Source organism: Serratia sp. FDAARGOS_506 (assembly GCF_003812745.1).
GTDB lineage: Bacteria > Pseudomonadota > Gammaproteobacteria > Enterobacterales > Enterobacteriaceae > Serratia.
In genome coordinates this window covers 39,584-62,108 of sequence record NZ_CP033831.1, presented here as the reverse complement: position 1 = coordinate 62,108, position 22,525 = coordinate 39,584, and the positions used below count along the sequence as shown (strand labels likewise).

23 protein-coding genes are annotated in these 22,525 nt (G+C 61.2%); 20 read left to right on the top strand and 3 right to left on the bottom strand.

Going from position 1 to position 22,525, the window contains the following annotated elements:
- The first annotated feature begins 8 nt into the window (after positions 1–8).
- Genes EGY12_RS00595 through mlaA form a run of 8 tightly spaced genes read left to right on the top strand, consistent with a single transcriptional unit; the run spans position 9 to position 6,450 of the window.
- Positions 9–746, top strand: coding sequence for a heme ABC transporter permease (locus EGY12_RS00595; protein WP_019453789.1), 738 nt, complete (start codon positions 9–11; stop codon positions 744–746).
- Complete coding sequence (gene ccmD / locus EGY12_RS00590; RefSeq protein ID WP_123892240.1) at positions 743–979, top strand: heme exporter protein CcmD; 237 nt, start codon at positions 743–745, stop codon at positions 977–979. The genes EGY12_RS00595 and ccmD overlap by 4 nt, the downstream gene beginning before the upstream one ends.
- A complete protein-coding gene (ccmE, locus tag EGY12_RS00585; protein WP_123892239.1) occupies positions 976–1,470 on the top strand; it encodes a cytochrome c maturation protein CcmE in 495 nt (164 codons plus the stop codon). Before ccmD ends, ccmE begins: the two co-directional genes overlap by 4 nt.
- On the top strand, positions 1,467–3,437 hold the full coding sequence (locus tag EGY12_RS00580) for a heme lyase CcmF/NrfE family subunit (RefSeq protein WP_039564915.1): 1,971 nt from the start codon (positions 1,467–1,469) through the stop codon (positions 3,435–3,437). Before ccmE ends, EGY12_RS00580 begins: the two co-directional genes overlap by 4 nt.
- Positions 3,434–3,985: a DsbE family thiol:disulfide interchange protein gene (locus tag EGY12_RS00575; protein WP_015378623.1), complete on the top strand. Its 552-nt coding sequence runs from the start codon at positions 3,434–3,436 to the stop codon at positions 3,983–3,985. The genes EGY12_RS00580 and EGY12_RS00575 overlap by 4 nt, the downstream gene beginning before the upstream one ends.
- On the top strand, positions 3,982–4,449 hold the full coding sequence (locus EGY12_RS00570) for a cytochrome c-type biogenesis protein (RefSeq protein ID WP_033632470.1): 468 nt from the start codon (positions 3,982–3,984) through the stop codon (positions 4,447–4,449). The genes EGY12_RS00575 and EGY12_RS00570 overlap by 4 nt, the downstream gene beginning before the upstream one ends.
- On the top strand, positions 4,449–5,663 hold the full coding sequence (gene ccmI, locus EGY12_RS00565) for a c-type cytochrome biogenesis protein CcmI (RefSeq protein ID WP_123892238.1): 1,215 nt from the start codon (positions 4,449–4,451) through the stop codon (positions 5,661–5,663). The genes EGY12_RS00570 and ccmI overlap by 1 nt, the downstream gene beginning before the upstream one ends.
- Positions 5,664–5,691: 28 nt before the next feature.
- The gene (gene mlaA / locus EGY12_RS00560; protein ID WP_123892237.1) at positions 5,692–6,450 is read left to right on the top strand and encodes a phospholipid-binding lipoprotein MlaA; all 759 of its coding nucleotides are present in this window, start codon (positions 5,692–5,694) and stop codon (positions 6,448–6,450) included.
- Between the two features lie 116 nt (positions 6,451–6,566).
- Here the strand turns inward: mlaA and fadL are convergent, their stop codons facing one another.
- Positions 6,567–7,907 (bottom strand): long-chain fatty acid transporter FadL, encoded by a 1,341-nt coding sequence (fadL, locus tag EGY12_RS00555; RefSeq protein ID WP_123892236.1) that lies wholly within the window; start codon positions 7,905–7,907, stop codon positions 6,567–6,569.
- Positions 7,908–8,312: 405 nt separating this feature from the next.
- Between fadL and EGY12_RS00550 the strand changes: the two genes are divergently transcribed.
- From EGY12_RS00550 to sixA, 4 genes are all read left to right on the top strand, one after another.
- The gene (locus EGY12_RS00550; RefSeq protein WP_123892235.1) at positions 8,313–8,609 is read left to right on the top strand and encodes a YfcZ/YiiS family protein; all 297 of its coding nucleotides are present in this window, start codon (positions 8,313–8,315) and stop codon (positions 8,607–8,609) included.
- 195 nt (positions 8,610–8,804) lie between these two features.
- Complete coding sequence (gene fadI / locus EGY12_RS00545) at positions 8,805–10,115, top strand: acetyl-CoA C-acyltransferase FadI (RefSeq protein ID WP_123892234.1); 1,311 nt, start codon at positions 8,805–8,807, stop codon at positions 10,113–10,115.
- A complete protein-coding gene (gene fadJ, locus EGY12_RS00540) occupies positions 10,115–12,280 on the top strand; it encodes a fatty acid oxidation complex subunit alpha FadJ (protein ID WP_123895529.1) in 2,166 nt (721 codons plus the stop codon). The genes fadI and fadJ overlap by 1 nt, the downstream gene beginning before the upstream one ends.
- Positions 12,281–12,668: 388 nt before the next feature.
- Positions 12,669–13,151 (top strand): phosphohistidine phosphatase SixA, encoded by a 483-nt coding sequence (sixA, locus tag EGY12_RS00535; RefSeq protein ID WP_004936230.1) that lies wholly within the window; start codon positions 12,669–12,671, stop codon positions 13,149–13,151.
- Between the two features lie 67 nt (positions 13,152–13,218).
- Here the strand turns inward: sixA and smrB are convergent, their stop codons facing one another.
- Positions 13,219–13,749: an endonuclease SmrB gene (gene smrB, locus EGY12_RS00530; protein WP_004936226.1), complete on the bottom strand. Its 531-nt coding sequence runs from the start codon at positions 13,747–13,749 to the stop codon at positions 13,219–13,221.
- A 170-nt stretch (positions 13,750–13,919) separates the two neighbouring features.
- On the opposite strand from smrB, the gene prmB reads away from it, so the two are divergent.
- The 6 genes from prmB (at position 13,920) to EGY12_RS00500 (ending at position 18,608) form a co-directional block, all read left to right on the top strand.
- A complete protein-coding gene (gene prmB, locus EGY12_RS00525) occupies positions 13,920–14,852 on the top strand; it encodes a 50S ribosomal protein L3 N(5)-glutamine methyltransferase (protein ID WP_110158671.1) in 933 nt (310 codons plus the stop codon).
- A 65-nt stretch (positions 14,853–14,917) separates the two neighbouring features.
- Complete coding sequence (aroC, locus tag EGY12_RS00520; protein WP_004936219.1) at positions 14,918–16,003, top strand: chorismate synthase; 1,086 nt, start codon at positions 14,918–14,920, stop codon at positions 16,001–16,003.
- Between the two features lie 5 nt (positions 16,004–16,008).
- Positions 16,009–16,836 (top strand): penicillin-insensitive murein endopeptidase, encoded by an 828-nt coding sequence (gene mepA, locus EGY12_RS00515; protein WP_031300552.1) that lies wholly within the window; start codon positions 16,009–16,011, stop codon positions 16,834–16,836.
- A gap of 3 nt (positions 16,837–16,839) precedes the next feature.
- Positions 16,840–17,646 (top strand): sulfite exporter TauE/SafE family protein, encoded by an 807-nt coding sequence (locus EGY12_RS00510; RefSeq protein ID WP_123892233.1) that lies wholly within the window; start codon positions 16,840–16,842, stop codon positions 17,644–17,646.
- Between the two features lie 90 nt (positions 17,647–17,736).
- On the top strand, positions 17,737–18,294 hold the full coding sequence (locus tag EGY12_RS00505) for an elongation factor P hydroxylase (protein ID WP_123892232.1): 558 nt from the start codon (positions 17,737–17,739) through the stop codon (positions 18,292–18,294).
- Between the two features lie 32 nt (positions 18,295–18,326).
- Positions 18,327–18,608 carry a YfcL family protein gene (locus EGY12_RS00500; RefSeq protein ID WP_016926855.1) on the top strand — a complete coding sequence of 94 codons (282 nt, stop codon included), beginning with the start codon at positions 18,327–18,329 and terminating at the stop codon, positions 18,606–18,608.
- Between the two features lie 41 nt (positions 18,609–18,649).
- Here the strand turns inward: EGY12_RS00500 and mnmC are convergent, their stop codons facing one another.
- Complete coding sequence (mnmC, locus tag EGY12_RS00495; protein WP_123892231.1) at positions 18,650–20,671, bottom strand: bifunctional tRNA (5-methylaminomethyl-2-thiouridine)(34)-methyltransferase MnmD/FAD-dependent 5-carboxymethylaminomethyl-2-thiouridine(34) oxidoreductase MnmC; 2,022 nt, start codon at positions 20,669–20,671, stop codon at positions 18,650–18,652.
- A gap of 170 nt (positions 20,672–20,841) precedes the next feature.
- Between mnmC and fabB the strand changes: the two genes are divergently transcribed.
- On the top strand, positions 20,842–22,062 hold the full coding sequence (fabB, locus tag EGY12_RS00490) for a beta-ketoacyl-ACP synthase I (RefSeq protein WP_123892230.1): 1,221 nt from the start codon (positions 20,842–20,844) through the stop codon (positions 22,060–22,062).
- A gap of 212 nt (positions 22,063–22,274) precedes the next feature.
- Positions 22,275–22,496 (top strand): hypothetical protein, encoded by a 222-nt coding sequence (locus tag EGY12_RS00485; protein WP_004936201.1) that lies wholly within the window; start codon positions 22,275–22,277, stop codon positions 22,494–22,496.
- The last annotated feature ends 29 nt before the right edge of the window (positions 22,497–22,525 follow it).

Genomic DNA, 22,525 nt, shown 5'->3' with positions numbered 1-22,525 from the left:
TGACGACAATGTGGAAATGGTTACATCAACTGGCGCGGCCTGAGCGGCTGTATCACGTCTGCGGCCGCTTTATCCCCTGGCTGGGGCTGGCGGCGGCGGTCTGCCTGCTGCTCGGCTGGGCATGGGGCTTTGGTTTCGCGCCGAAGGATTATCAGCAGGGCGACAGCTTCCGCATCATTTATATTCACGTGCCGGCAGCCATGTGGTCGATGGGCATCTACGCCTCGATGGCGGTGGCGGCGTTTATCGGCCTGGTGTGGCAGATGAAAATGTCCGATACCGTAGTGGCGGCGATGGCGCCGATCGGCGCGGTGTTCACCTTTATCGCGCTGGTGACCGGCTCCGCCTGGGGCAAGCCGATGTGGGGTACCTGGTGGGTGTGGGACGCGCGTCTGACCTCCGAGCTGGTGCTGCTGTTTCTTTATATGGGCGTCATCGCGCTGTACAACGCCTTTGAAGACCGCCGCCTGGCGGGCCGCGCCGCTGGCATTCTGGTGCTGGTGGGCGTGGTGAATATCCCTATCATCCATTTTTCGGTCGAATGGTGGAATACGCTGCATCAGGGCTCGACCAATATGCAGCAGTCCATCGCGCCAAGCATGCGCACCCCGCTGCGCTGGGCGATCCTCGGTTACCTGCTGCTGTTTGTCACGCTGACGTTGATGCGCCTGCGCAATCTGATCCTGTTTCAGGAGCGCCAGCGCCCATGGGTCGCCGGGCTGGTGAATAAGGAGCGTCAGTCATGAATGCCGCGTTCGATTCCTGGTCGGCGTTTTTCGCCATGGGCGGTTACGCTTTCTATGTCTGGCTGGCGGTCGCCGCCACGCTGGTTTCGCTGTTGGGGCTGGTGGTGCACACCGTCTGGCAACGTCGGCAATTGCTCGCCGAGATCGGCCGCCGTCAGGCGCGCGAGCGGCGCATTCGCCATGCGCAGCAGTCAAAACAAACATCCGCCGCACCGCGGGAGAAATCATTGTGAATCCACGTCGTAAAAGCCGCCTTTATCTGGCGATCGTTGTGCTGATCGGTATCGCCCTGACCGCGACTCTGATGCTGTACGCGCTGCGCTCCAACATCGATCTGTTCTATACCCCGGGTGAAATCCTGCAAGGCAAGGGCGAAAATCATGAGAAGCCCGAGGTCGGCCAGCGGCTGCGCATCGGCGGCATGGTCATGCCCGGCTCGGTGAAACGCGATCCCAATACGCTGCAGGTCAGCTTCAAGATTTACGACGCGCGCGGCGCGATCGGCGTGACCTACACCGGCATTCTGCCGGACCTGTTCCGCGAAGGGCAGGGCGTGGTGGCGCAGGGCGTGCTGGGCGAGGGCAACGTGGTCAATGCACGCGAAGTGCTGGCCAAACACGATGAAAAATACACGCCGCCGGAAGTGGCCGACGCGATGAAAGAGAACCACAAAGGCCCGGCGGAAGCGTATAACGCGCCGCAGGTGGAGGGCGCCAAGTCATGATGCCGGAACTGGGCAGTTTTCTGCTGTGCCTGGCGCTGGCGATCGCGCTGCTGCTGAGCATTTACCCGCAGTGGGGCGCGGCGCGGCAAGACAGCCGCATGATGGCGGTCGCCCGCCCGCTGACCTACGGCATGTTCGCCGCGATTGCACTGGCGTTCCTGTGCCTGGTGCATGCCTTCGTGGTCAACGATTTTACCGTCGCCTACGTGGCCACCAACTCCAATACGCAACTGCCGGTGTATTACCGCATCGCCGCCACCTGGGGGGCGCATGAAGGTTCGCTGCTGCTGTGGGTGCTGCTACTGAGCTGCTGGTCGCTGGCGGTGGCGTTGTGCAGCCGGGCGATGCCGCAGGACGCGGTGGCGCGAGTGCTGTCGGTGATGGGGATGATCACCGCCGGTTTCCTGCTGTTCATCATCATGACTTCCAACCCGTTCACCCGTACGCTGCCGAATTTCCCGATCGACGGCAGCGATCTCAACCCGCTGTTGCAGGATATCGGCCTGATCTTCCACCCGCCGCTGCTGTATATGGGCTATGTCGGCTTCTCGGTCGCCTTTGCGTTCGCCATCGCCTCGCTGATGGCCGGCCGGCTCGACACCGCCTGGGCGCGCTGGTCACGCCCGTGGACCACCGCTGCCTGGGTATTCCTCACGCTGGGCATCGTGCTCGGCTCGGCCTGGGCCTACTATGAGCTGGGCTGGGGCGGCTGGTGGTTCTGGGATCCGGTGGAAAACGCCTCCTTTATGCCGTGGTTGGCCGGCACCGCGCTGATGCATTCGCTGGCGGTGACCGAAAAACGCGGCACCTTCAAAGCCTGGACGGTGTTGTTGGCGATCACCGCTTTCTCGCTGTGCCTGTTGGGCACCTTCCTGGTGCGCTCCGGCGTGCTGGTCTCGGTGCACTCCTTCGCCTCCGATCCGGCGCGCGGCATGTTTATCCTCGCCTACCTGGTGATCGTGATCGGTGGTTCGCTGCTGCTGTACGCGGTCAAGGGCGGCCAGGTGCGCAGCCGAGTGCAGCACGAGACCTTCTCGCGTGAGACCTTCCTGCTGGGCAATAACGTGTTGCTGATCGCCGCCATGCTGGTGGTGCTGTTGGGCACGCTGCTGCCGCTGGTGCACAAGCAGCTGGGGCTGGGCAGCATCTCGATCGGTGAGCCGTTCTTCAACACCATGTTCACCTGGTTGATGGCGCCGTTGGCGCTGCTGCTGGGGATCGGGCCTCTGGTGCGCTGGCGCCGCGATGAGCCGAGCAAGCTGTGGCGGCGCCTCGGCGTGGCGCTGTTGGCGACGCTGGTGCTGTCAATCCTGCTGCCGTGGCTGCTGCAGGACAGCATCGCCGGCATGACGGTGGTGGGCCTGATCATGGCGCTGTGGGTGATCATCCTGACGCTGATGGAGCTGCATGAGCGCGCGACCCACCGGCACGGTTTCTGGCGCGGCCTGCGCCAGCTGTCCCGCAGCCACTGGGGCATGGTGCTCGGCCACCTCGGCGTGGCGGTGACGGTGATCGGCATCGCCTTCAGCCAGAACTACAGCGTGGAGCGCGACGTGCGGATGAAGGCCGGCGACAGCGTGGATATTCACAACTATCACTTCGTGTTCCGCGACGTGCACGACATTCGCGGCCCGAATTATAGCGGCGGTGTCGGTATCATCGACGTCACGCGCAACGGCAAGCCGGAGGCGACGCTGCACGCGGAGAAACGCTACTACAGCGTGGCGCGCAGCATGATGACCGAGGCGGCGATCGACGGCGGTTTCAGCCGCGATCTGTACGCGGCGCTGGGCGAGGAGCTGGAAGATGGCTCCTGGGCGGTACGCCTGTATTACAAACCCTTCGTGCGCTGGATTTGGTTCGGCGGCGTCTTTATGGCGATCGGCGGCCTGCTGTGCATCCTCGACCCGCGTTACCGCATGAGCAAAAAACTCAAGCGCGAAGGCAAGCTGGAGGCGCAACCATGAAGCGTAAGCTGCTGTTTATCCCGTTGGTACTCTTTCTGCTGCTGGTGGCGGCGCTGATGGTGCAACTGACGCGCAACGCCGGCGGTGAGGATCCGACCATGCTGGAGTCGGCGCTGATCGGCAAACCGGTGCCGACCTTCAGGCTGGAATCGCTGGATCAGCCCGGCAAAACCTACGATCAGGCGGTACTGCGCGACGGCAAGCCGATATTGCTCAACGTCTGGGCCACCTGGTGCCCGACCTGCCGCGCGGAACACCAGTATCTCAATACGCTGGCGGCGCGCGGCGTGCGGGTGGTCGGTCTGAACTACAAAGACGATCGCGCCAAGGCGGTGACCTGGCTGAATTCTCTCGGCAATCCCTATGCCCTCAGCCTGTACGACGGCGATGGCATGCTGGGGTTGGATCTTGGGGTCTACGGCGCGCCTGAGACCTTCCTTATCGATGGTCAGGGGATTATTCGCTATCGCCACGCCGGCGACATGAATGAGCGCGTCTGGCAGCAGGAAGTGCTGCCGCTGTATAAAAAGTACGGGGGTGAGGCATGAGGCTGATTGTCCTGCTGTGCGCCGCGCTGCTGAGCTGGAGCGCCGCCGCGGCGATCGATACCTATCGCTTCAACTCCGTCGAACAGGAGCAACAGTATCGCGAGTTGACCGAACAGCTGCGCTGCCCGAAATGCCAAAATAACAGCATTGCCGATTCCAATGCCATCATCGCCGCCGACATGCGCACCAAGGTGTACGAGCTGATGATGCAGGGGCAAAGCAAGCAGCAGATCATCGATTACATGGTGGCGCGCTACGGCAATTTCGTCACCTATGAACCGCCGGTAACGCCGGCGACACTGATCTTGTGGATCGGCCCGCTGTTGTTCGTGCTGATCGGCGGAGCGGTGGTGATCCTGCGCACCCGTCGCCGGCCCGACGCGGCGGTGGACGATGAATTCTCCGAACGGGAACGGCAGCGCCTGGCGGCGCTGTTGCAAGAGACTGACAGGAAGAAACCCTAATGGCTTTTTGGCTGATTATTTGCGTGTTGCTGGCCGGCGCCGCCGCGCTGCTGGTGGTGCCGGCGATGCGCCACGGCAAGCAGAGCGCCGCCACGCGCGATGCGTTGAACAAGGCATTTTATCAGGATCGCCTCAGCGAGCTGGAGCAGGACGAGCAGCAAGGCGTCGTGGCCGAGCGCCCGGAGCTGGTGAAAGAGCTGCAACAAAATCTGCTGAACGACATCCCGGCCGAGCAGGCGGCGCAGGCGAAACCGATCAATCGCTGGGCGCTGGTGCCGGGCGTGCTGTTATTGCTGGCGGTGACCGTTGGCTTTTATCTGAAAACCGGCGGGTTGGCGCAGGTGCTGGACTGGCGTCTGGTGCAGGCGCAAATGCCGGAGTTGCGCGAGCGTGTCGCCAATGAGCGCGCCAAACCGCTGAGCATGGAAGAGATCGCTCGCCTTGGATTAGGGCTGCGCACCGCGCTGCAGCAGGACGATCGCAACATCAACGACTGGATGATGCTGGGGCGCGTCGGCATGGCGCTGAACAACGCCACCACCGCTACGCAGGCGTTTGCCCATGCTTATCAATTGGATCCGAATAGTCTGGAAGTGCGGCTCGGCTATGCCGAGGTCTTGACGCGCTCCAACGATCCGGAGGATAACAAGCAGGCGACGCAGCTGTTGCGGCGCATGATCGCGGAAAATCACGGCGATCCGCGGGTGCTGAGCCTGCTGGCGTTCAATGCCTTCGAACAGGGCGACTTCAAGCAGGCGATAGGCGCCTGGCAGGTGATGCTGCAGCTGCTGCCGGCCAACGATCCGCGCGCGGAAGTGATAAAGCGCAGCATTGCACAAGCAAAAGCCCAGGCCGGCGGAGAAACTGTTAAACTGAATGTGACCGTTTCGCTGTCACCGCAGGCGGCGAAGGCCCTGCCGACGCAGGGGACGCTGGTCATCTCGGTTACCGATGGCGCCAGCCCGGTGCCGGTGGCGGTAAAACAATTGCCGCTGAGCCGTTTTCCGCTGTCTTTCTCTCTGGATGACAGCAACGCCATGATGCCCGAGCGTCTACTCTCGGCACAGCATCAGGTGCAGGTGCGTGTGCGCCTCTCACAGGACGGATTGGCCACGCCGAAGCCGGGAGACTGGTTCGGCGAAAGCTCGCTGCAGACATTCAGCGGTAAAGAGCAGGTTAGCGTTCAGATAAACAAGCAGGTCCCTGAAAAATAAGACCGAACGTGTTTTTATGGAGAAAAATATGAACTTTCGCCTGACTGGGGTGGCATTCGCAACGGTATTACTGGTGGGCTGTGCCAGCGCACCAGACAAAGATCCGCAAGGGCGTTCCGATCCTTTGGAAGGATTTAACCGGACGATGTTCGACTTCAACTACAACGTCCTGGATCCTTATATTCTGCGCCCGGTCGCGGTGGCCTGGCGCGACTACGTGCCGATGCCGGCGCGTAACGGCATCAGCAACTTCACCTCCAACCTGGAAGAGCCGGCCAGCATGGTCAACGCCTTCCTGAAGGGCGACCCTTACCGCGGGATGATCCACTTCAACCGTTTCTTCCTGAACACCCTGCTCGGGATGGGCGGCCTGATCGACGTGGCCGGCATGGCCAACCCGAAACTGGCGCGCGAAGAACCGAATCGCTTCGGCAGCACGCTGGGCCATTACGATGTGGGTTACGGCCCGTACGTGATGCTGCCGGGCTACGGCAGCTTCACCTTGCGTGAAGACGGCGGTGATTTTGCGGATACGCTGTATCCGATGTTGAGCTATCTGACCTTCTGGATGTCGGCGGGCAAATGGGTGGTCGAGGGGATTGAAACCCGTGCTCAGCTGCTGGATTCCGACGGTCTGCTGCGCAACTCCTCCGATCCTTATGTCATGGTGCGTGAAGCTTACTTCCAGCGCCACGATTTCATCGCCAACGGCGGTTCGCTCAAGCCGGAAGAAAACCCAAACGCCAAGGCGATTCAGGGCGATCTGGACGAGATCGACTCGCAGTAATCACGGGCGTTATGCCAATGAAAACCCGCCGCCAGGCGGGTTTTTTATGCCTGCCGTTTGCCGCCGGCATAAAAAAAGCGCCCCGGAGGGCGCTTTGGCTTCTTTCTCAAGCGAGATTAGAAGCGGTAGTTGAAGTTGGCACCGTACAGCCAGGCCTTGCCCACCGAGTTGAAGGTGTAAGGGCCTTCGTTGATGGTGACTTTCTGACCGTGCATGTAGGAAACACCGACGTCGACCGACGCATCTTTGTTGAACGCGTAAGAGGTACCTGCGCTGACCCAGAAGCGGTCCTGATCCGGAATGGAAATGGAACGGTTCTGTGCCGGCACCGGGCTGTCATCGAAGGCGACACCGCCGCGGAAGGTCCAGTTGTCGTCGTAGAAGTAAGTGGTACCCAGTGCAATGCGGTAGGCATCGCGGAAGCCTTCATGCTTCTGGAACAGGGTCTGGCCGTTGTTGCCGGTGGCTCTCAGCTCCTGGAACTGGCTCCAACTGGTGTACGCCAGGCTGTAATGGATGGCCCACTGCGGCGCTACCTTGTTGTAACCGGACAGCTCCCACATTTCCGGCAGGTTCAGATCCAGAGAACCTGGAATGGTGCTGCCGCTGGTGCCCCACGGTAAACCAACGCCCAGCGCCTGGGTAATTGGGTTGTACTGTGCCGGCAGGCTGCTCTTGTAATCGCCGTCGAACTTGATTTTCACTTCAGAGCGATAGGTGAAGCCGTAACGGTTGTTTTCATCCACTTCGTAGAGAATACCGGCGTTCCAGCCGAAGCCCCATTTATCGCCTTTCAGGTGAGAAATCTGGGTATCGCCAGGGATTTGAGCGATCATTCCGGCTTGCTGCTGCGTTAATCTACCGGTTTGTAAGCCTTGAGCGGCCAATAGCTTAGGCAATTCACCGGCGTAACGCTCGAGTTTAGCCTTGGCGTAGACGGCGTCAAAGCCCAGGCCAAAGCTGAAGTGTTGGTCCAGGCGGTAGGCGCCGCTCAGATTCAGGTTCAGGGTTTCCAGATCGGTTTTACCGCCATAGGCGCCCGCGGTGTAGCCGTCGTTGAATTCGGTCGCCAGGCCGTAGTTGCTGGTGACCGAGCCGCCTACGGCGAATTGGTCGTTAATCGGATGAACATAATGCAGGTTCGGTACCCAGGCGGTTGGCGCGATATTTTTCGCATCCAGGCTGGCACCTGAAGGAGATTTGCCGGTGATGTCTACGTCCGGATCGATGAAGACCGCGCCGATGGAGAGTTCCGGGCGGGTATACATCATCAATAATGCCGGGTTGCGGCTCGCGGAGGCCGCCGTATCCGCCATGGCGCCTTCGCCAGAATACGAACGTCCTAAACCAGCTGCTGAGAACTCATTCAGCTGGAATCCTGCGGCAGACACGTTTGAAGAAATAATTGCCACTGCAGCTGCGAGAGCTGATTTAGTCAATAGGTTTTTCTGGCTCATGACCAAAACCTCTTTATGTGTTTATTATTTAAACTATTGTTACACGAGGTAACAAGGAGCGCGGGATTGTAGGGTCCGTTATCGTTCAGACAAATCAGACCAGTGGCTGAAGTATAGGTCTGACCTGTGAAGATGTTGCAAGTTTGTTTTTGAAATATTTCCAACCTGATATCAAAAAAGAGATCCGCTTAACAAAAAGCCAGCGGTAAATAACAAAATTCTCACCATTCCTTAGCAGGTGCTCATTTTTATTTGTGATTTCCATCACTTAAAACACCCAGTAAAAGTAAGTGCTAGTGATTACCGGCGTGGAAGCGTAAAATACCTGCAGAATTTTGTGGCTTTGTGCCGGTGAGTAAAACGGCAATTTGGGCTGATAACCGAGGCCCTTGAGGAGAACCAATCATGTCAGATGCAATTAATAAATGCAGCGCCCAGGAAACCGCCGCGTGTTGCTGCGTGGATGTCGGCACCGTGATGGATAACACCGATTGCACCGCGTCCTACAGCCAGGTGTTCAGCAATCAACAAGATGCGGAAGCGATGCTGGCCGCCCTGAGCGAAAAGGCGCGCGCGGTAGAATCCGATCCTTGTGACATCAGCAGTTGCATTAAACCGGTTGACGGCGGTGTGCAACTGGAGGCCGATTTCACCTTCGCCTGCCAGGCGGAAACCCTGATATTCCAGCTCGGCCTGCGTTAATCCCCGCTTTGCCCCCGGCGCCGTCTGCCGCGCGCCGGGGATTGCCTTCCCCACACCGCCCCGATAGAAAGTGCGCCTGCTCGCAGTTTTGATCTCTGCCGGTTTGCCAAATGTAACCGTTTGGTTAACAATGACCTCATCAGGTCAGACCTCTTTCTGCCCATTGCGCTGACGTTATTCTCTTCAGGAGCATTTATGAGTAAGGCACTGCCGTTGGTGACCCGTCATGGTGACCGCATTGCGATTGTGAATGGACTGCGTACCCCCTTTGCCAAGCAGGCGACTGCCTATCACGGCATTCCGGCGGTGGACTTAGGGAAAACGGCGGTGAGCGAGCTGTTGGCGCGCAGCGGTATCGATCCGCAGCTTATCGAACAGCTGGTGTTCGGCCAGGTGGTGCAAATGCCCGAGGCGCCGAACATCGCGCGTGAAATCGTGCTCGGCACCGGCATGAGCGTTCATACCGACGCCTACAGCGTGTCGCGTGCCTGCGCCACCAGCTTCCAGGCGATCGCCAACGTGGCGGAGAGCATCATGGCCGGCAGCATCAGCGTCGGCATCGCCGGCGGGGCGGACTCTTCTTCGGTCTTGCCGATCGGCGTCAGCAAAGCGTTGGCGCGCACGTTGGTAGACGTCAACAAGGCGCGCACGCTGTCGCAGCGTCTCAAATTGTTCAGCCGGCTGAAATTCCGCGATCTGATGCCGGTGCCGCCGGCGGTGGCGGAGTATTCCACCGGCCTGCGCATGGGCGATACCGCCGAGCAGATGGCGAAGAGCCACGGCATTACCCGCGAGGCGCAGGATGCGCTGGCGCACCGTTCCCACGAGCTGGCGGCCAAGGCCTGGCAGCAGGGGTGGTTGCGCGATGAGGTGATGACCGCCTACGTGCCGCCTTACCGCGCGCCGCTTTCCGAAGACAACAACATCCGTAAAGATTCCAGCCTGGCTTCCTACGCCAAGCTGAAGCCGGCGTTCGATCGCAAGCACGGCAGCGTCACCGCGGCCAACAGCACACCGCTGACCGACGGCGCGGCGGCGGTGCTGATGATGAGCGAATCGCGCGCCAAAGAGCTGGGGCTGCAGCCGCTGGGCTATTTGCGCAGCTTTGCCTTTGCCGCCATCGACGTATGGGAAGACATGCTGCTGGGGCCTTCCTACGCCACGCCGCTGGCGCTGGATCGCGCCGGCATCGGCCTGGCCGATCTGACGCTCATCGATATGCATGAAGCCTTCGCCGCGCAAACGCTGGCCAACCTGAAGATGTTCGCCAGTGAAGAATTCGCCCGCGAGAAGCTGGGCCGCAGCCAGGCGATCGGCGAGGTGGACATGGACAAGTTCAACGTACTGGGTGGTTCTATCGCCTATGGCCACCCGTTCGCCGCCACTGGCGCGCGCATGGTCACCCAGACGCTGCATGAGCTGAAACGCCGCGGCGGCGGGCTGGGTCTGACCACCGCCTGCGCCGCCGGCGGGTTAGGGGCCGCGATGATCGTGGAGGTGGAATGATGAGCGTCGAAAACGCATTGCACGAACAGCGCGCCAAACCGTCGGCCTTTCAGCTGACGATCCGTCCCGACAACATCGGTGTGATCACCATCGACGTGCCGGGTGAAAAGGTGAATACGCTCAAGGCCGAGTTCGTCGAACAGGTAAACGACGTGCTGATCCGGGCGCAGCAGCATACCGCGCTGGAAGGGTTGGTGATCGTTTCCGGCAAGCCGGACTCATTTATTGCCGGCGCCGACATCACCATGATCGCCGCCTGCACCAGTGCCAAAGAGGCGGAAACGCTGGCCAAGAAAGGGCAGAGTACGCTGGCGCAGATCGCCGCTTTCCCGGTACCGGTGGTAGCGGCCATTCACGGGGCCTGTCTGGGCGGTGGCCTTGAATTGGCGCTGGCCTGCCACGGCCGCGTCTGCTCGCTGGATGACAAAACCGCGCTCGGCCTGCCGGAAGTGCAGCTGGGCCTGCTGCCGGGCTCCGGCGGCACGCAACGCCTGCCACGTCTGGTCGGCGCCGCCAAAGCGCTGGACATGATCCTGACCGGCAAGCATGTTCGCGCCCGCCAGGCGCTGCGCATGGGATTGGTGGACGACGCCGTACCACAGTCGATTCTGTTGCAGACCGCCGTCGAGCGGGTGAAACAGGGTTGGAAGCATCAGCGCGAGCTGCCGTGGCAGGATCGCCTGCTCAACGGCCCGCTGGGCAGAAATCTGCTGTTCAGCATCGTGCGTAAGAAAACGTTGGCGAAAACCCACGGCAACTATCCGGCGGCGGATCGCATCATTCAGGTGGTCCGCACTGGGCTGGATCACGGCAGCGCCAGTGGCTATGAGGCCGAAGCGCGCGCCTTTGGCGAGCTGGCGATGACGCCGCAGTCGGCGGCGCTTCGTAGCCTGTTCTTCGCCTCCACCGCGCTGAAAAAAGAGCGGGGCGGCAATGCTCGGCCACACGCCCTGCATCGCGTCGGTATTCTCGGCGGCGGTCTGATGGGCGGCGGCATCGCCTGTGTCACCGCCACTCGCGGGGGGTTGCCGGTTCGTATCAAAGACATCAATGAAACCGGCATCAATCACGCGCTGAAATACAGCTGGGACGTGCTCGGCAAACGGGTACGCAGCAAGCGCATGCGCCCGGCGGAGCGGCAAAAACAGATGATGCTGATCTCCGGCTCTACCGATTACACCGGTTTTGAACAGGTGGATCTTGTGGTCGAGGCGGTGTTTGAAGATTTGGCGCTGAAGCAGCAGATGGTGGCCGAGGTTGAAGCGAACTGCGCGCCGCATACCGTGTTCGCCTCCAATACCTCCTCTCTGCCAATCGGCCGCATCGCCGAAAAGGCCCAGCGGCCGCAGCAGGTGATTGGGCTGCACTACTTCAGCCCGGTGGACAAGATGCCGCTGGTGGAAGTGATCCCGCACGCCGGCACCAGCGAAGAGACCATCGCCACTACCGTGGCGTTGGCGCACAAACAGGGCAAGACCGCCATCGTGGTGGGCGACAGCGCCGGTTTTTATGTCAACCGCATACTGGCGCCGTACATTAATGAAGCGGCGCGCTGCCTGCTGGAAGGCGAGCCGATTGAGTCGCTGGACAAGGCGTTGGTGGACTTCGGTTTCCCGGTTGGCCCAATTACCCTGCTGGATGAAGTGGGCATCGACGTCGGCACTAAAATCATCCCGGTATTGGTCGAGGCACTGGGGCCGCGCTTCGCTGCGCCGGCTGCGTTCGATGCGGTGCTGAAAGACGGGCGTAAAGGGCGCAAGAACGGCCGCGGCTTCTATCTCTACCCGAGCGAAGGGCAGCAGCGGCAGCGGCGTAAACGTGCGGATACCTCATTATATACGCTGCTTGGCGTCACGCCGAAGGCGCACATGTTGCCGGCGACCGTCGCTCAGCGCTGCGTGATGATGATGCTGAACGAAGCGGCACGCTGCCTGGATGAAGGCGTGATCCGCAGCGCGCGCGACGGCGACATCGGCGCGGTGTTCGGCATCGGTTTCCCGCCGTTCCTCGGCGGCCCGTTCCGCTATATGGACGAGCTCGGCGCAGAAAAAGTGGTGAAGACGTTGGAATATCTGCGTCAGCAGCACGGTGAGCACTTCGCCCCGTGCGAGCGCCTGCAGCGCATGGCGCAACAGGGCGAACGCTTTTACCCGCTGGGGAGCTGAACGCAGGGCGGCCCGATTTGCACTATAGTTGCAACAGGGCCGCGTTGTGATCGCCATCACTCCTTGCAACAGCGTCAGCCGGTGAGGCTGTACAGCGAGGCGAAGGCAGCGGTAAGTTAGCTTGACCGCCATCAATAAATTTCATGGCGGCAAGGTTAAAATTTAACCCGTTGAATTGATTGTTCTGTGAGCAATCGAGGTTTGCCTTGGGAGGGTTGCTGTAAAAAACAGCGTTTTCTTTAGGCAAACTTTCAGGCAAAATGCCCGGCCGCCATAAAGAGACGGCGCGTTATCGTTTTAAAGCTTTGGCTTTGGGTTGTAAAACTCGGCGGTACAGCACGCACGGCGTTTCTGTATAGCGTTACTTTGTCAACAACAGCGGTGCAATATGCAAGTTTTGATTATGCGTCACGGAGAGGCGGCGCTCGAAGCAGCCAGCGATGCGGTAAGGCCCCTTACCCTATGCGGCCGCGACGAGTCCCGTCAGATGGCGGCCTGGTTGAACACCAAGTCTGTGGATATTGAACGCGTGCTGGTCAGCCCCTATCTGCGGGCCGAACAGACGCTGGCGACGGTGCGCGAAGCTTTGACGCTGCCGGAGGGCGAAGAAGTGCTGCCCGAGCTGACGCCGGGCGGCAACGCCGAACAAGTCGGCAGCTATCTGCAGGCGCTGGCGATGCAAGGGGTGAGCTCGGTGCTGATCGTGTCGCACCTGCCGCTGGTGGGGTATCTGGTGGCTGAACTGTGCCCGGGCGAGTGCCCGCCGATGTTCGCGACCTCGGCGATCGCCAACGTCGATCTGCCGGCGGACGGCAGTTACGGCAAGTTTGAATGGCAGGTCAGCCCGTCGCAGGTAATGGCCAAAGTGTGAGCCGCGGATGCGGTGCGGAATAAACTCAGGGCGATGTCTGACATCGCCCTGAGTCGTTTCTGCGGCTCTACTCGGCCAGCTCCACCAACAGCAGGATGGCGGCGTTGCCGCCCCATTCCTTTGGCGCCTGGTGGAACGCCAGCACGTCGGGATGCTGCGCCAGCCACAGCGGCGTTTGCTGTTTGAGAATGTGCTTGCCGTGCCCGTGCATCACGCAGGCGCAGTGCACGTGTTCGCGTTTGCAGGCGGCGATCAGCGCCCCCAGCTCCTGTTTGGCCTGCAGTTGGGTCAGGCCGTGCAAATCGAGAAACAGCTCCGGCGAATAATCGCCGCGTCGCAGCTTCTTCAGCTCATACGGGCTGCTGCCGGGGCGCACATAGCGCGTCGGGCCTTCTTCTTCCAGCTGCGGCTGGTATTCATCTGAAAAATAATAGCTGGCATCGACCTGCTCCTGCAGCAGGCGCTGCGGGGCAATCTGTTTGACCTTGGGTTTCGGCGGGCGGTGGACGATGGTGTCCTGGCGCAGCTTTTTCGCGCCCGCCACCGACTCTCTGAAGAGCTGTTGTTCGTCTTTGCTCAGAGGGGGCTTGTTCTTCATGCTTCATTCACCGGAAATCGTTTATTTCGCTAGTTTACCTTGTGAACGAGCGCTGTCGACGCAAAACTCGGGCCAGAGTGAAAAGCGCGAGGGGCAAGCGTGATTTGTCGCGGGCTTCATGGCAAACTATGCGGCTAAATCATGAAACACAGCGCCTGCCGGAGGGCAAATTGGACAAAATTTTCGTCGACGAAGCAGTGAACGAACTGCACACCATTCAAGATATGCTGCGCTGGACGGTAAGCCGCTTCAACGCCGCCAATATCTACTATGGTCACGGAACCGATAATCCGTGGGACGAAGCGGTGCAATTGGTGCTGCCAAGCCTGTTCCTGCCGTTGGACATCCCGGAGGACATGCACACCGCCCGTCTGACCTCCAGCGAGCGCCATCGCATCGTTGAACGCGTGATCCGCCGCGTCAACGAGCGCATCCCGGTCGCCTACCTGACCAACAAGGCTTGGTTCTGCGGCATGGAATTCTACGTCGACGAGCGCGTGCTGGTGCCGCGTTCGCCGATCGGCGAGTTGATCAACGATCGGTTCAGCGCGCTGATCCCACACCCGCCACGCCACATCCTCGACATGTGCACCGGCAGCGGTTGCATCGCCATCGCCTGCGGTTACGCTTTCCCGGAAGCGGAAGTGGACGCGGTGGACATCTCCAGCGACGTGCTGGCGGTGACCGAGCGCAACATTCAGGCGCATGGCGTCGAACACCAGGTGATCCCGATCCGTTCCGATCTGTTCCGCGACGTTCCCGCGATCCAGTACGATCTGATCGTCACTAACCCGCCGTACGTCGATGCGGAAGACATGTCCGATCTGCCGCAGGAGTTCCGCTTCGAGCCGGAGCTGGGCCTGGCGGCGGGCAGCGACGGCCTGAAGCTGGTGCGCCGCATCCTGGCCTGCGCGCCGGATTACCTGACCGACGACGGCGTACTGATTTGTGAAGTGGGCAACAGCATGGTACACCTGATGGATCAATATCCGGACATTCCGTTCACCTGGCTGGAGTTTGAAAACGGCGGCGACGGCGTGTTCATGCTGACCAAACAGCAACTGGTGGATTGCAAGGAACACTTCAGCCTCTATCGCAGCTAAGCCGCATTTCCAGGGCCCGCGCGGCGGGCCTTATAACGATAAAAGACTAACGGTAAGGAGCCGTGATGGCAGGAAACAGTATTGGGCAGATTTTCCGCGTCACCACCTTCGGTGAATCTCACGGGGTGGCGCTGGGTTGTATCGTCGACGGCGTGCCGCCCGGCATTCCGCTCACCGAAGCCGATTTGCAGCACGATCTGGACCGCCGTCGTCCGGGCACCTCGCGTTACACCACCCAGCGCCGCGAACCGGATCAGGTGCGCATTCTCTCCGGCGTATTCGAAGGCGTGACCACCGGCACCAGCATCGGTTTGATCATTGAGAACACCGATCAGCGCTCGCAAGACTACAGCGCCATCAAAGACGTGTTCCGCCCGGGGCATGCCGACTACACCTACGAGCAAAAATACGGCCTGCGCGATTATCGCGGCGGCGGCCGTTCTTCGGCGCGTGAAACCGCCATGCGCGTCGCGGCGGGCGCTATCGCCAAGAAATACCTGCAGCAGAAGTTCGGCGTGCAAGTGCGTGGCTATTTGGCGCAGATCGGTGACGTGACCTGCGAGCTGAAAGATTGGGATCAGGTCGAGCAGAACCCGTTCTTCTGCCCGGATCCGGACAAACTGGAAGCGCTGGACGAACTGATGCGCGCGCTGAAAAAAGAGGGCGACTCCATCGGTGCCAAGGTCAGCGTGATCGCTGAAAACGTGCCGGTTGGCCTGGGCGAGCCGGTGTTTGATCGTCTCGACGCCGATCTGGCGCACGCGCTGATGAGCATCAATGCGGTGAAAGGCGTGGAGATCGGCGACGGGTTCGCCGTGGTGACCAAACGCGGCAGCGAAAACCGCGACGAAATTACTCCGGAAGGCTTCCAGAGCAATCATGCCGGCGGCATTCTCGGCGGTATCAGCAGCGGCCAACCGGTGATCGCGCACCTGGCGCTGAAGCCGACTTCCAGCATTATGGTGCCGGGCCGCACCATCAATCGCCAGGGTGAAGCGGTGGAAATGGTCACCCGTGGCCGCCACGATCCGTGCGTGGGCATCCGCGCCGTGCCGATCGCCGAAGCGATGATGGCGATCGTGCTGATGGATCACCTGCTGCGCCAGCGTGCGCAAAACGGTGATGTGGTTTCCGACGTGCCTCGCTGGTAATCGCCATGAAAAACTGGATGTTGGGCCTGGTGGCCCTGACGGCCTCCGCCTCCGCCATGGCGCTGACGCCGTGGCAGAAGATCGATCACCCGGTGGCCGGCGCGCCGCAGGCGGTGGGTGGTTTTGCCAACGGCTGCGTCATTGGCGCCCAGCCGTTGCCGCTGAACTCACCGAACTATCAGGTGATGCGTACCGACCAGCGCCGCTATTTCGGCCACCCGGATCTGCTGGCGTTTATTCAGCGCCTCAGCAGCAAAGCGAACCAGAAAGCGCTGGGCACGGTGCTGATCGGCGACATGGCGATGCCGGCCGGCGGGCGCTTCAGCAGCGGCCACGCCAGCCACCAGTCTGGGCTCGACGTCGACATCTGGCTGCAGCTGCCGCGCCAACGCTGGAGCGCGCAGCAATTGCTCAAGCCGCAGCCGATCGACCTGGTGTCGGGGGACGGCAAGCAGGTGGTGGCCAGCCAATGGCAACCGCAGATTGAGTCGCTGATCAAACTGGCGGCGCAGGATGCGGACGTGACGCGCATCTTCGTCAACCCGGCGATCAAGCAGCGTCTGTGCCTGGACGCCGGCGCCGATCGCGCCTGGCTGCACAAGGTGCGCCCGTGGTTCGGCCATCGCGCGCACATGCACGTGCGTCTGCGCTGCCCGGCCGGCAGCCTGGAGTGCCAGGAGCAGGATACGCCGCCGCCGGGCGACGGCTGCGGCGCCGAACTGGCGAGCTGGTTCGTGCCGCATCAGCCGAACGCGAAGCCGGGCAAATCCGTGCCGCCGCCGTTACCGCCTACTTGTCAGGCATTGCTGGATCACCATTTCTCAGCGGAATAACACATGGACTGGTTCGTCATTGGCCCCGAAATGCTCGGGGTGTTGTTTGCGGTAGCGCTGCTGGCGGGGTTTATCGACTCCATCGCCGGCGGCGGCGGATTACTGACGGTGCCGGCCTTGCTGGCAGTGGGGGTTCCTCCGGCGCAGGCGCTGGCGACCAATAAGCTGCAGTCGGTCGGCGGCTCTTTCTCCGCCAGTCTGTACTTCATTCGTCGGCGAGCGGTGAACCTCAACGACCAGAAGCTGACGATTTTTCTGACGCTGATCGGCTCGATCGCCGGCGCCATTCTGGTGCAGCATATGCGCGCCGATTTGCTGCGGCAGATGTTGCCGCTGTTGGTGATCGGCATCGGTCTCTACTTCCTGCTGATGCCGCGCCTGGGTGAGGAAGATCGTCAACGTCGCCTTGGCGCTCTGCCGTTTGGGCTGGTGGCCGGCGGTTGCGTCGGGTTTTACGACGGTTTCTTCGGCCCCGGCGCCGGATCGTTTTACGCGTTGGCCTATGTGACGCTGTGTGGCTTTAACCTCGCCAAGTCCACGGCGCATGCCAAGGTGCTGAACTTCACCTCCAACGTCGGCGGGCTGGCGCTGTTCATCATCGGCGGCAAGGTGGTGTGGAGCATCGGTCTGGTGATGCTGGTGGGGCAGGTGTTGGGGGCGCGTCTCGGGGCGCACATGGTGCTGACGCGCGGGCAGAAGCTGATTCGGCCGATGATCGTGATCGTCTCGCTGGTGATGAGCCTCAAGCTGCTGTATGACAATCACGGTGCGGAAATTCAGCAGTGGTTGACTGCCCTGACGCACGGCTAAAGGTGAAGAAGGGGGCCGCTTACACGCCCCTGTCTCCTCAGCGGTTATTGGGTATAATGGCCTCTTTATTTTTGTGGTTATAGAGTTTTTATGTCAGACACGCAGACCCGTCATCACTATGAACAGCTGATCGAAATCTTCAATCAGTGCTTCAGCGATGACTACAATACTCGCCTGGTGAAAGGCGACGACGAGCCGATCTACCTGCCGGCCGACGACGAATTGCCGTATCACCGCATCGTGTTTGCCCATGGCTTCTACGCCAGCGGCCTGCACGAAATCTCGCACTGGTGCATCGCCGGCGAAGCGCGCCGCCAACTGGTGGACTTCGGCTACTGGTATTGCCCGGACGGGCGCGATGCGCAAACTCAGAGTGAATTCGAAGCGGTAGAGATTAAACCGCAGGCGCTGGAGTGGATGTTCTGCGTGGCGGCCGATTTCCCGTTCAACGTCAGCTGCGACAACCTGAATGGCGACTGCGAGCCGGATCGCATTGCCTTCCAGCGCAAGGTGCGCGCCCGGGTATTGGCGCTGCTGGAGCAGGGAATACCCACAAGGCCTGCGCGCTTTATTCAGGCGTTGCAATCGTTCTACAATACGCCACCGTTGGCGGCCGAGCATTTTCCGTACCCGGAAGATCTCAACTGACGCCACAGCCCGTTATTTAATGAGGAAATTTGATGATCGCAGAATTCGAAGCGCGCATTTTGGCGCTGATTGATGACATGGTAGAGCACGCCAGCGATGATGAACTGTTTGCCGGTGGCTACCTGCGCGGTCATCTGACGCTGGCGGTGGCCGAAGCGGAAGAGCAGGGCGAGCACACCGCCGAAGCGCTGAAGGCGCGGGTGGAAGAGAGCCTGCACAAGGCGATCGCCGCCGGGGAACTCTCGCCGCCGGATCAGATCCTGGTGCGCGGCATGTGGGAAAACCTCTATCAGGCTGCCACGCCTGCCGCTTGACTGCCATGCCGGGGCGCATCACCGCGCCCCTTATTCATGAATTAAACCGCACGCCCTTTCAGCAGCTTCCGTACCCACATCCGATTCGGATTCAACGCCGCCAGCAGGCGCGCGTCGCCGGGTAACGGTTCGCCGAACAGCTGCGCCGCCAGAATTTCCGCCGCCAGCGGCGCCGAACACAGCCCGCGCGATCCCAACCCGCCGATAGCGAACAGGCCGGGATAGACCGGCGCATCGGCGACGGTTTCGCCGCGCTGGTTCTGCCGCTGTAAATCCTGGTACTGCGTCACCGTGGCCTGATAGTCCGGCAGCGCGCCGACCATCGGCAGATGATCGCGGGTGGCACTGCGCACGCCGCAGCGCGCCTGGTGAGCGCTGACGTCCACCTGCTGGGGCCAGGACTGATCCGGCAGGCAGCGCAGCAGGCGTTCGCGGTTTTCCTGTTGCTCTTGCTCGCGATAGTCGGTGGCGGTGTCGCCGCGCTGGTAGCTGGCGCCAATGCAGTGCTGGCCGTTGTTGGCATTGACCGGCGTCAGGTAGCCGTCGTAGCACAAGACCTGTTTCAACTGACCGAGGGCCGGCGAGCTTGGGATGTGCGACACCTGCCCGCGCACCGAGTACAGCGGCAGGGCTTGCGTCGGCGCCAGCTCGGCCAACCGGTGGCCGTTGGCCAGGATCACCGTCGCATGGCGGCGGCTTTCACCGTGGGCGAAGTCGATACGCCAGCCGTTTTCTTCACGCGTCAGCGCCTGCGCATCGTGCCGGTAGCGGCAGACCAGACCCTGCCGCTGCGCCAGCGCGATAGCGCCGCGCGTCAGCTCGGCCGGGCAGAGCCAGCCGCCCTGCGGATAGGTGATGCCGCCAAAGCCGGTATCGACGCCGCACAGTTCGCTGAGCGTCTTGCGGTCGGCTGCCGCCGCCAGCGCCGGCGGCCAGTCGGTTTTCAGCATATTGGCGATCTTGGCGCCGCTCTTTTCGTCGTAGGCCAGCTGGCTGACGCCGCACCACTGGTGATCAAAGGTGGCGCCTTGTTGCAACAGGGCATCATATTGGCGACGGGCGAAGGGAAACGCGGCGCTGAAGAAATTCTCCAGCGCGTCGCCGCTGCCGTTCAGCAGAGGATAAATCGCCCCCTGACGATTACCGGAGGCGCCCTCGGCCGCCTGTTCGTCGGCGCAGTACAGCGTGACGGTGGCGTCGCGCCGCAATAAGGCTAACGCGGTGAGCGCGCTGGCGACGCCGCCGCCGATCAGGGCGATATCGGTGGTATTGTCCGCCGCCGGACGCCGATACCACGGTGCCGGGTGGGGCGTGGGCTGCGCATCAGCCGGCAGACCGCCGGCGAGCATCTCACGTTTTTGGCCGAAGCCTTTGCAACGGTTGACCTGAAAACCGGCCTGTTGCAAGCCGCGCCGCACGAAGCCGGCGGCGGTAAAGGTGGCGAAGCTGCCTTCCGGCCGGGCAAAGCGCGCCATGGCGGTGAACAGTTGTTCGGTCCACATGTCGGGATTTTTGGCCGGCGCGAAGCCGTCGAGGAACCAGGCGTCGACCTGGTTATTCATGCTGGCGTCAAACTGAGGCAGCAGTTCGTTGACGTCGCCGAACCACAGATCGAGCGTAATGCGGCCTCCGGCCAACAACAGGCGATGGCAGCCCGGCAGCGGCAGCGGCCATTGGGCGCGCAGCTCGTCGGCATAGGGAGCCAACTCAGGCCAGCGCGCATGTGCTGCCGCCAGATCGGCCTGCTGTAAGGGGAATTTTTCGAAGCTGATAAAGTGCAGGCGTTGCAGCTCGGCATTCGGCTCGGCCTGACGGAAGCCTGCGAAGGCCTGCCACAGCGTAAGGAAATTGAGCCCGGTGCCGAATCCGGTCTCGGCCACCACCAACAGCGGGCGCGGGTGAGTGGCGAAACGCTGCGGCAGCCGGTTGCCGTGCAGGAAGACATAGCGGGTTTCTTCCAGCCCATCCTGATTGGAAAAATAGACGTCATCAAACTGTTTCGAAACAGGTGTACCCTGTTCGTTCCAGGTTAGCGTTGCGGTTTGGATGGGGGCGTGGTTCACGGTCAATAGCTCGAAATTCAAGGGATGCCGCGAATTCTAACGGCGCTGGCGCCCCGGCGCAAACTGGACAACAATAAAGCTGAAAAACGCTGATCGGACTTGTTCGGCTTACATCTGTACGCTAAAGTGCGATGCAAAATCCCGTAGGTAAATAGTGGAAGAGGTATTGAATGAAACGTGCAGTGATTACTGGCCTGGGAGTTGTCTCCAGCATTGGTAATAACCAGCAGGAGGTCCTGGCGAGCCTGCAGGAAGGACGTTCTGGGATCACTTTCTCCCAGGAACTGAAAGATTCCGGCATGCGTAGTCACGTATGGGGGCAAGTTAAGCTCGACACGACCGGCCTGATCGACCGCAAGGCGGTGCGTTTCATGAGCGATGCTTCCATCTATGCCTTCCTGGCGATGCAAGAAGCGATCGCTTCTTCCGGCCTGAAGGAAGAAGAGTATCAAAACAACCCGCGCGTGGGCCTGATCGCCGGTTCCGGCGGCGGTTCTCCACGCTTCCAGGTGTTCGGCGCCGATGCGATGCGCAGCCCGCGCGGCCTGAAAGCGGTTGGCCCGTACGTGGTCACCAAAGCCATGGCTTCCGGCGTTTCCGCCTGCCTGGCAACGCCGTTCAAAATCCACGGCGTAAACTACTCCATCAGCTCCGCTTGCGCGACTTCCGCCCACTGCATCGGCAACGCGGTTGAGCAAATCCAACTGGGCAAACAGGACATCGTGTTCGCCGGCGGCGGCGAAGAGCTGTGCTGGGAAATGGCCTGCGAGTTCGACGCGATGGGCGCGCTGTCCACCAAGTACAACGACACGCCGGAAAAAGCGTCCCGCACCTACGACGCCGATCGTGATGGTTTCGTCATCGCCGGCGGCGGCGGTATGGTCGTGGTTGAAGAACTGGAGCACGCGCTGGCGCGCGGTGCGCATATCTACGCAGAAATCGTTGGCTATGGTGCAACGTCTGACGGTGCCGACATGGTGGCGCCATCAGGTGAAGGCGCGGTGCGCTGCATGAAGATGGCGATGCAGGATCTGGATACGCCGATCGACTACATCAACGTGCACGGCACCTCCACGCCGGTAGGCGACGTGAAAGAGCTGGGCGCGATTCGTGAAGTGTTCGGCGACAATACCCCAGCCATCTCCTCCACCAAGGCGATGACCGGTCACTCGCTGGGCGCCGCAGGCGTGCAGGAAGCGATCTACAGTCTGCTGATGCTGGAGCACGGCTTTATCGCGCCGAGCATCAACATCGAAACTCTGGATGAGCAGGCGGCCGGCATGAACATCGTGACTCAGCCGACGCAACGTGAGCTGACCACCGTGATGTCCAACAGCTTCGGCTTCGGCGGCACCAACGCCACCCTGGTGATGCGCAAACTGGCGAAATAATTCCGCCTGAGCGTCATCTCGCCATCAAGCCCGCGTTTTCGCGGGCTTTTTACTGCCCAAAGCCCGCCGGGCGAGCGCTCGGAGTTTTCCCAAATCACATCCTTTGACACATCATTACCTCGCCATTACACGCGTTGGGCATACAATAGCCAGGTAGCGTGATTATCGCTCGGCGTGGCTTTCTAAAGTGATCGAACATTGAGGCAAGAAGTATGAAAAAGTTAATTGCGGTTGGGTTACTGTCGGCCGTGTTGGCCGGATGCGCCACCGATTCTCCCTGCGTTCCGGTCTACGATGACCAGGGGCGTCTGGTGCACACCAACACCTGTATGAAGGGCACCACCCAGGATAACTGGGAAACCGCAGGCGCGATCGCCGGCGGTGCGGCGGCAGTGGCCGGTCTGACTCTCGGTATTATCGCGCTGACCAAGTGATCGGCGCGGCGCCTGCGGGCGCATGCAAC

What these genes read in the sequence shown, in the direction of transcription:
- EGY12_RS00595 (WP_019453789.1), top strand. Translation starts at nt 9, where the DNA reads ATGTGGAAATGGTTACATCAACTGGCGCGGCCTGAGCGGCTGTATCAC.
- ccmD (WP_123892240.1), top strand. Translation starts at nt 743, where the DNA reads ATGAATGCCGCGTTCGATTCCTGGTCGGCGTTTTTCGCCATGGGCGGT.
- EGY12_RS00580 (WP_039564915.1), top strand. Translation starts at nt 1,467, where the DNA reads ATGATGCCGGAACTGGGCAGTTTTCTGCTGTGCCTGGCGCTGGCGATC.
- EGY12_RS00575 (WP_015378623.1), top strand. Translation starts at nt 3,434, where the DNA reads ATGAAGCGTAAGCTGCTGTTTATCCCGTTGGTACTCTTTCTGCTGCTG.
- EGY12_RS00570 (WP_033632470.1), top strand. Translation starts at nt 3,982, where the DNA reads ATGAGGCTGATTGTCCTGCTGTGCGCCGCGCTGCTGAGCTGGAGCGCC.
- ccmI (WP_123892238.1), top strand. Translation starts at nt 4,449, where the DNA reads ATGGCTTTTTGGCTGATTATTTGCGTGTTGCTGGCCGGCGCCGCCGCG.
- mlaA (WP_123892237.1), top strand. Translation starts at nt 5,692, where the DNA reads ATGAACTTTCGCCTGACTGGGGTGGCATTCGCAACGGTATTACTGGTG.
- fadL (WP_123892236.1), bottom strand. Translation starts at nt 7,907, where the DNA reads ATGAGCCAGAAAAACCTATTGACTAAATCAGCTCTCGCAGCTGCAGTG.
- EGY12_RS00550 (WP_123892235.1), top strand. Translation starts at nt 8,313, where the DNA reads ATGTCAGATGCAATTAATAAATGCAGCGCCCAGGAAACCGCCGCGTGT.
- fadI (WP_123892234.1), top strand. Translation starts at nt 8,805, where the DNA reads ATGAGTAAGGCACTGCCGTTGGTGACCCGTCATGGTGACCGCATTGCG.
- fadJ (WP_123895529.1), top strand. Translation starts at nt 10,115, where the DNA reads ATGAGCGTCGAAAACGCATTGCACGAACAGCGCGCCAAACCGTCGGCC.
- sixA (WP_004936230.1), top strand. Translation starts at nt 12,669, where the DNA reads ATGCAAGTTTTGATTATGCGTCACGGAGAGGCGGCGCTCGAAGCAGCC.
- smrB (WP_004936226.1), bottom strand. Translation starts at nt 13,749, where the DNA reads ATGAAGAACAAGCCCCCTCTGAGCAAAGACGAACAACAGCTCTTCAGA.
- aroC (WP_004936219.1), top strand. Translation starts at nt 14,918, where the DNA reads ATGGCAGGAAACAGTATTGGGCAGATTTTCCGCGTCACCACCTTCGGT.
- mepA (WP_031300552.1), top strand. Translation starts at nt 16,009, where the DNA reads ATGAAAAACTGGATGTTGGGCCTGGTGGCCCTGACGGCCTCCGCCTCC.
- EGY12_RS00510 (WP_123892233.1), top strand. Translation starts at nt 16,840, where the DNA reads ATGGACTGGTTCGTCATTGGCCCCGAAATGCTCGGGGTGTTGTTTGCG.
- EGY12_RS00505 (WP_123892232.1), top strand. Translation starts at nt 17,737, where the DNA reads ATGTCAGACACGCAGACCCGTCATCACTATGAACAGCTGATCGAAATC.
- EGY12_RS00500 (WP_016926855.1), top strand. Translation starts at nt 18,327, where the DNA reads ATGATCGCAGAATTCGAAGCGCGCATTTTGGCGCTGATTGATGACATG.
- fabB (WP_123892230.1), top strand. Translation starts at nt 20,842, where the DNA reads ATGAAACGTGCAGTGATTACTGGCCTGGGAGTTGTCTCCAGCATTGGT.
- EGY12_RS00485 (WP_004936201.1), top strand. Translation starts at nt 22,275, where the DNA reads ATGAAAAAGTTAATTGCGGTTGGGTTACTGTCGGCCGTGTTGGCCGGA.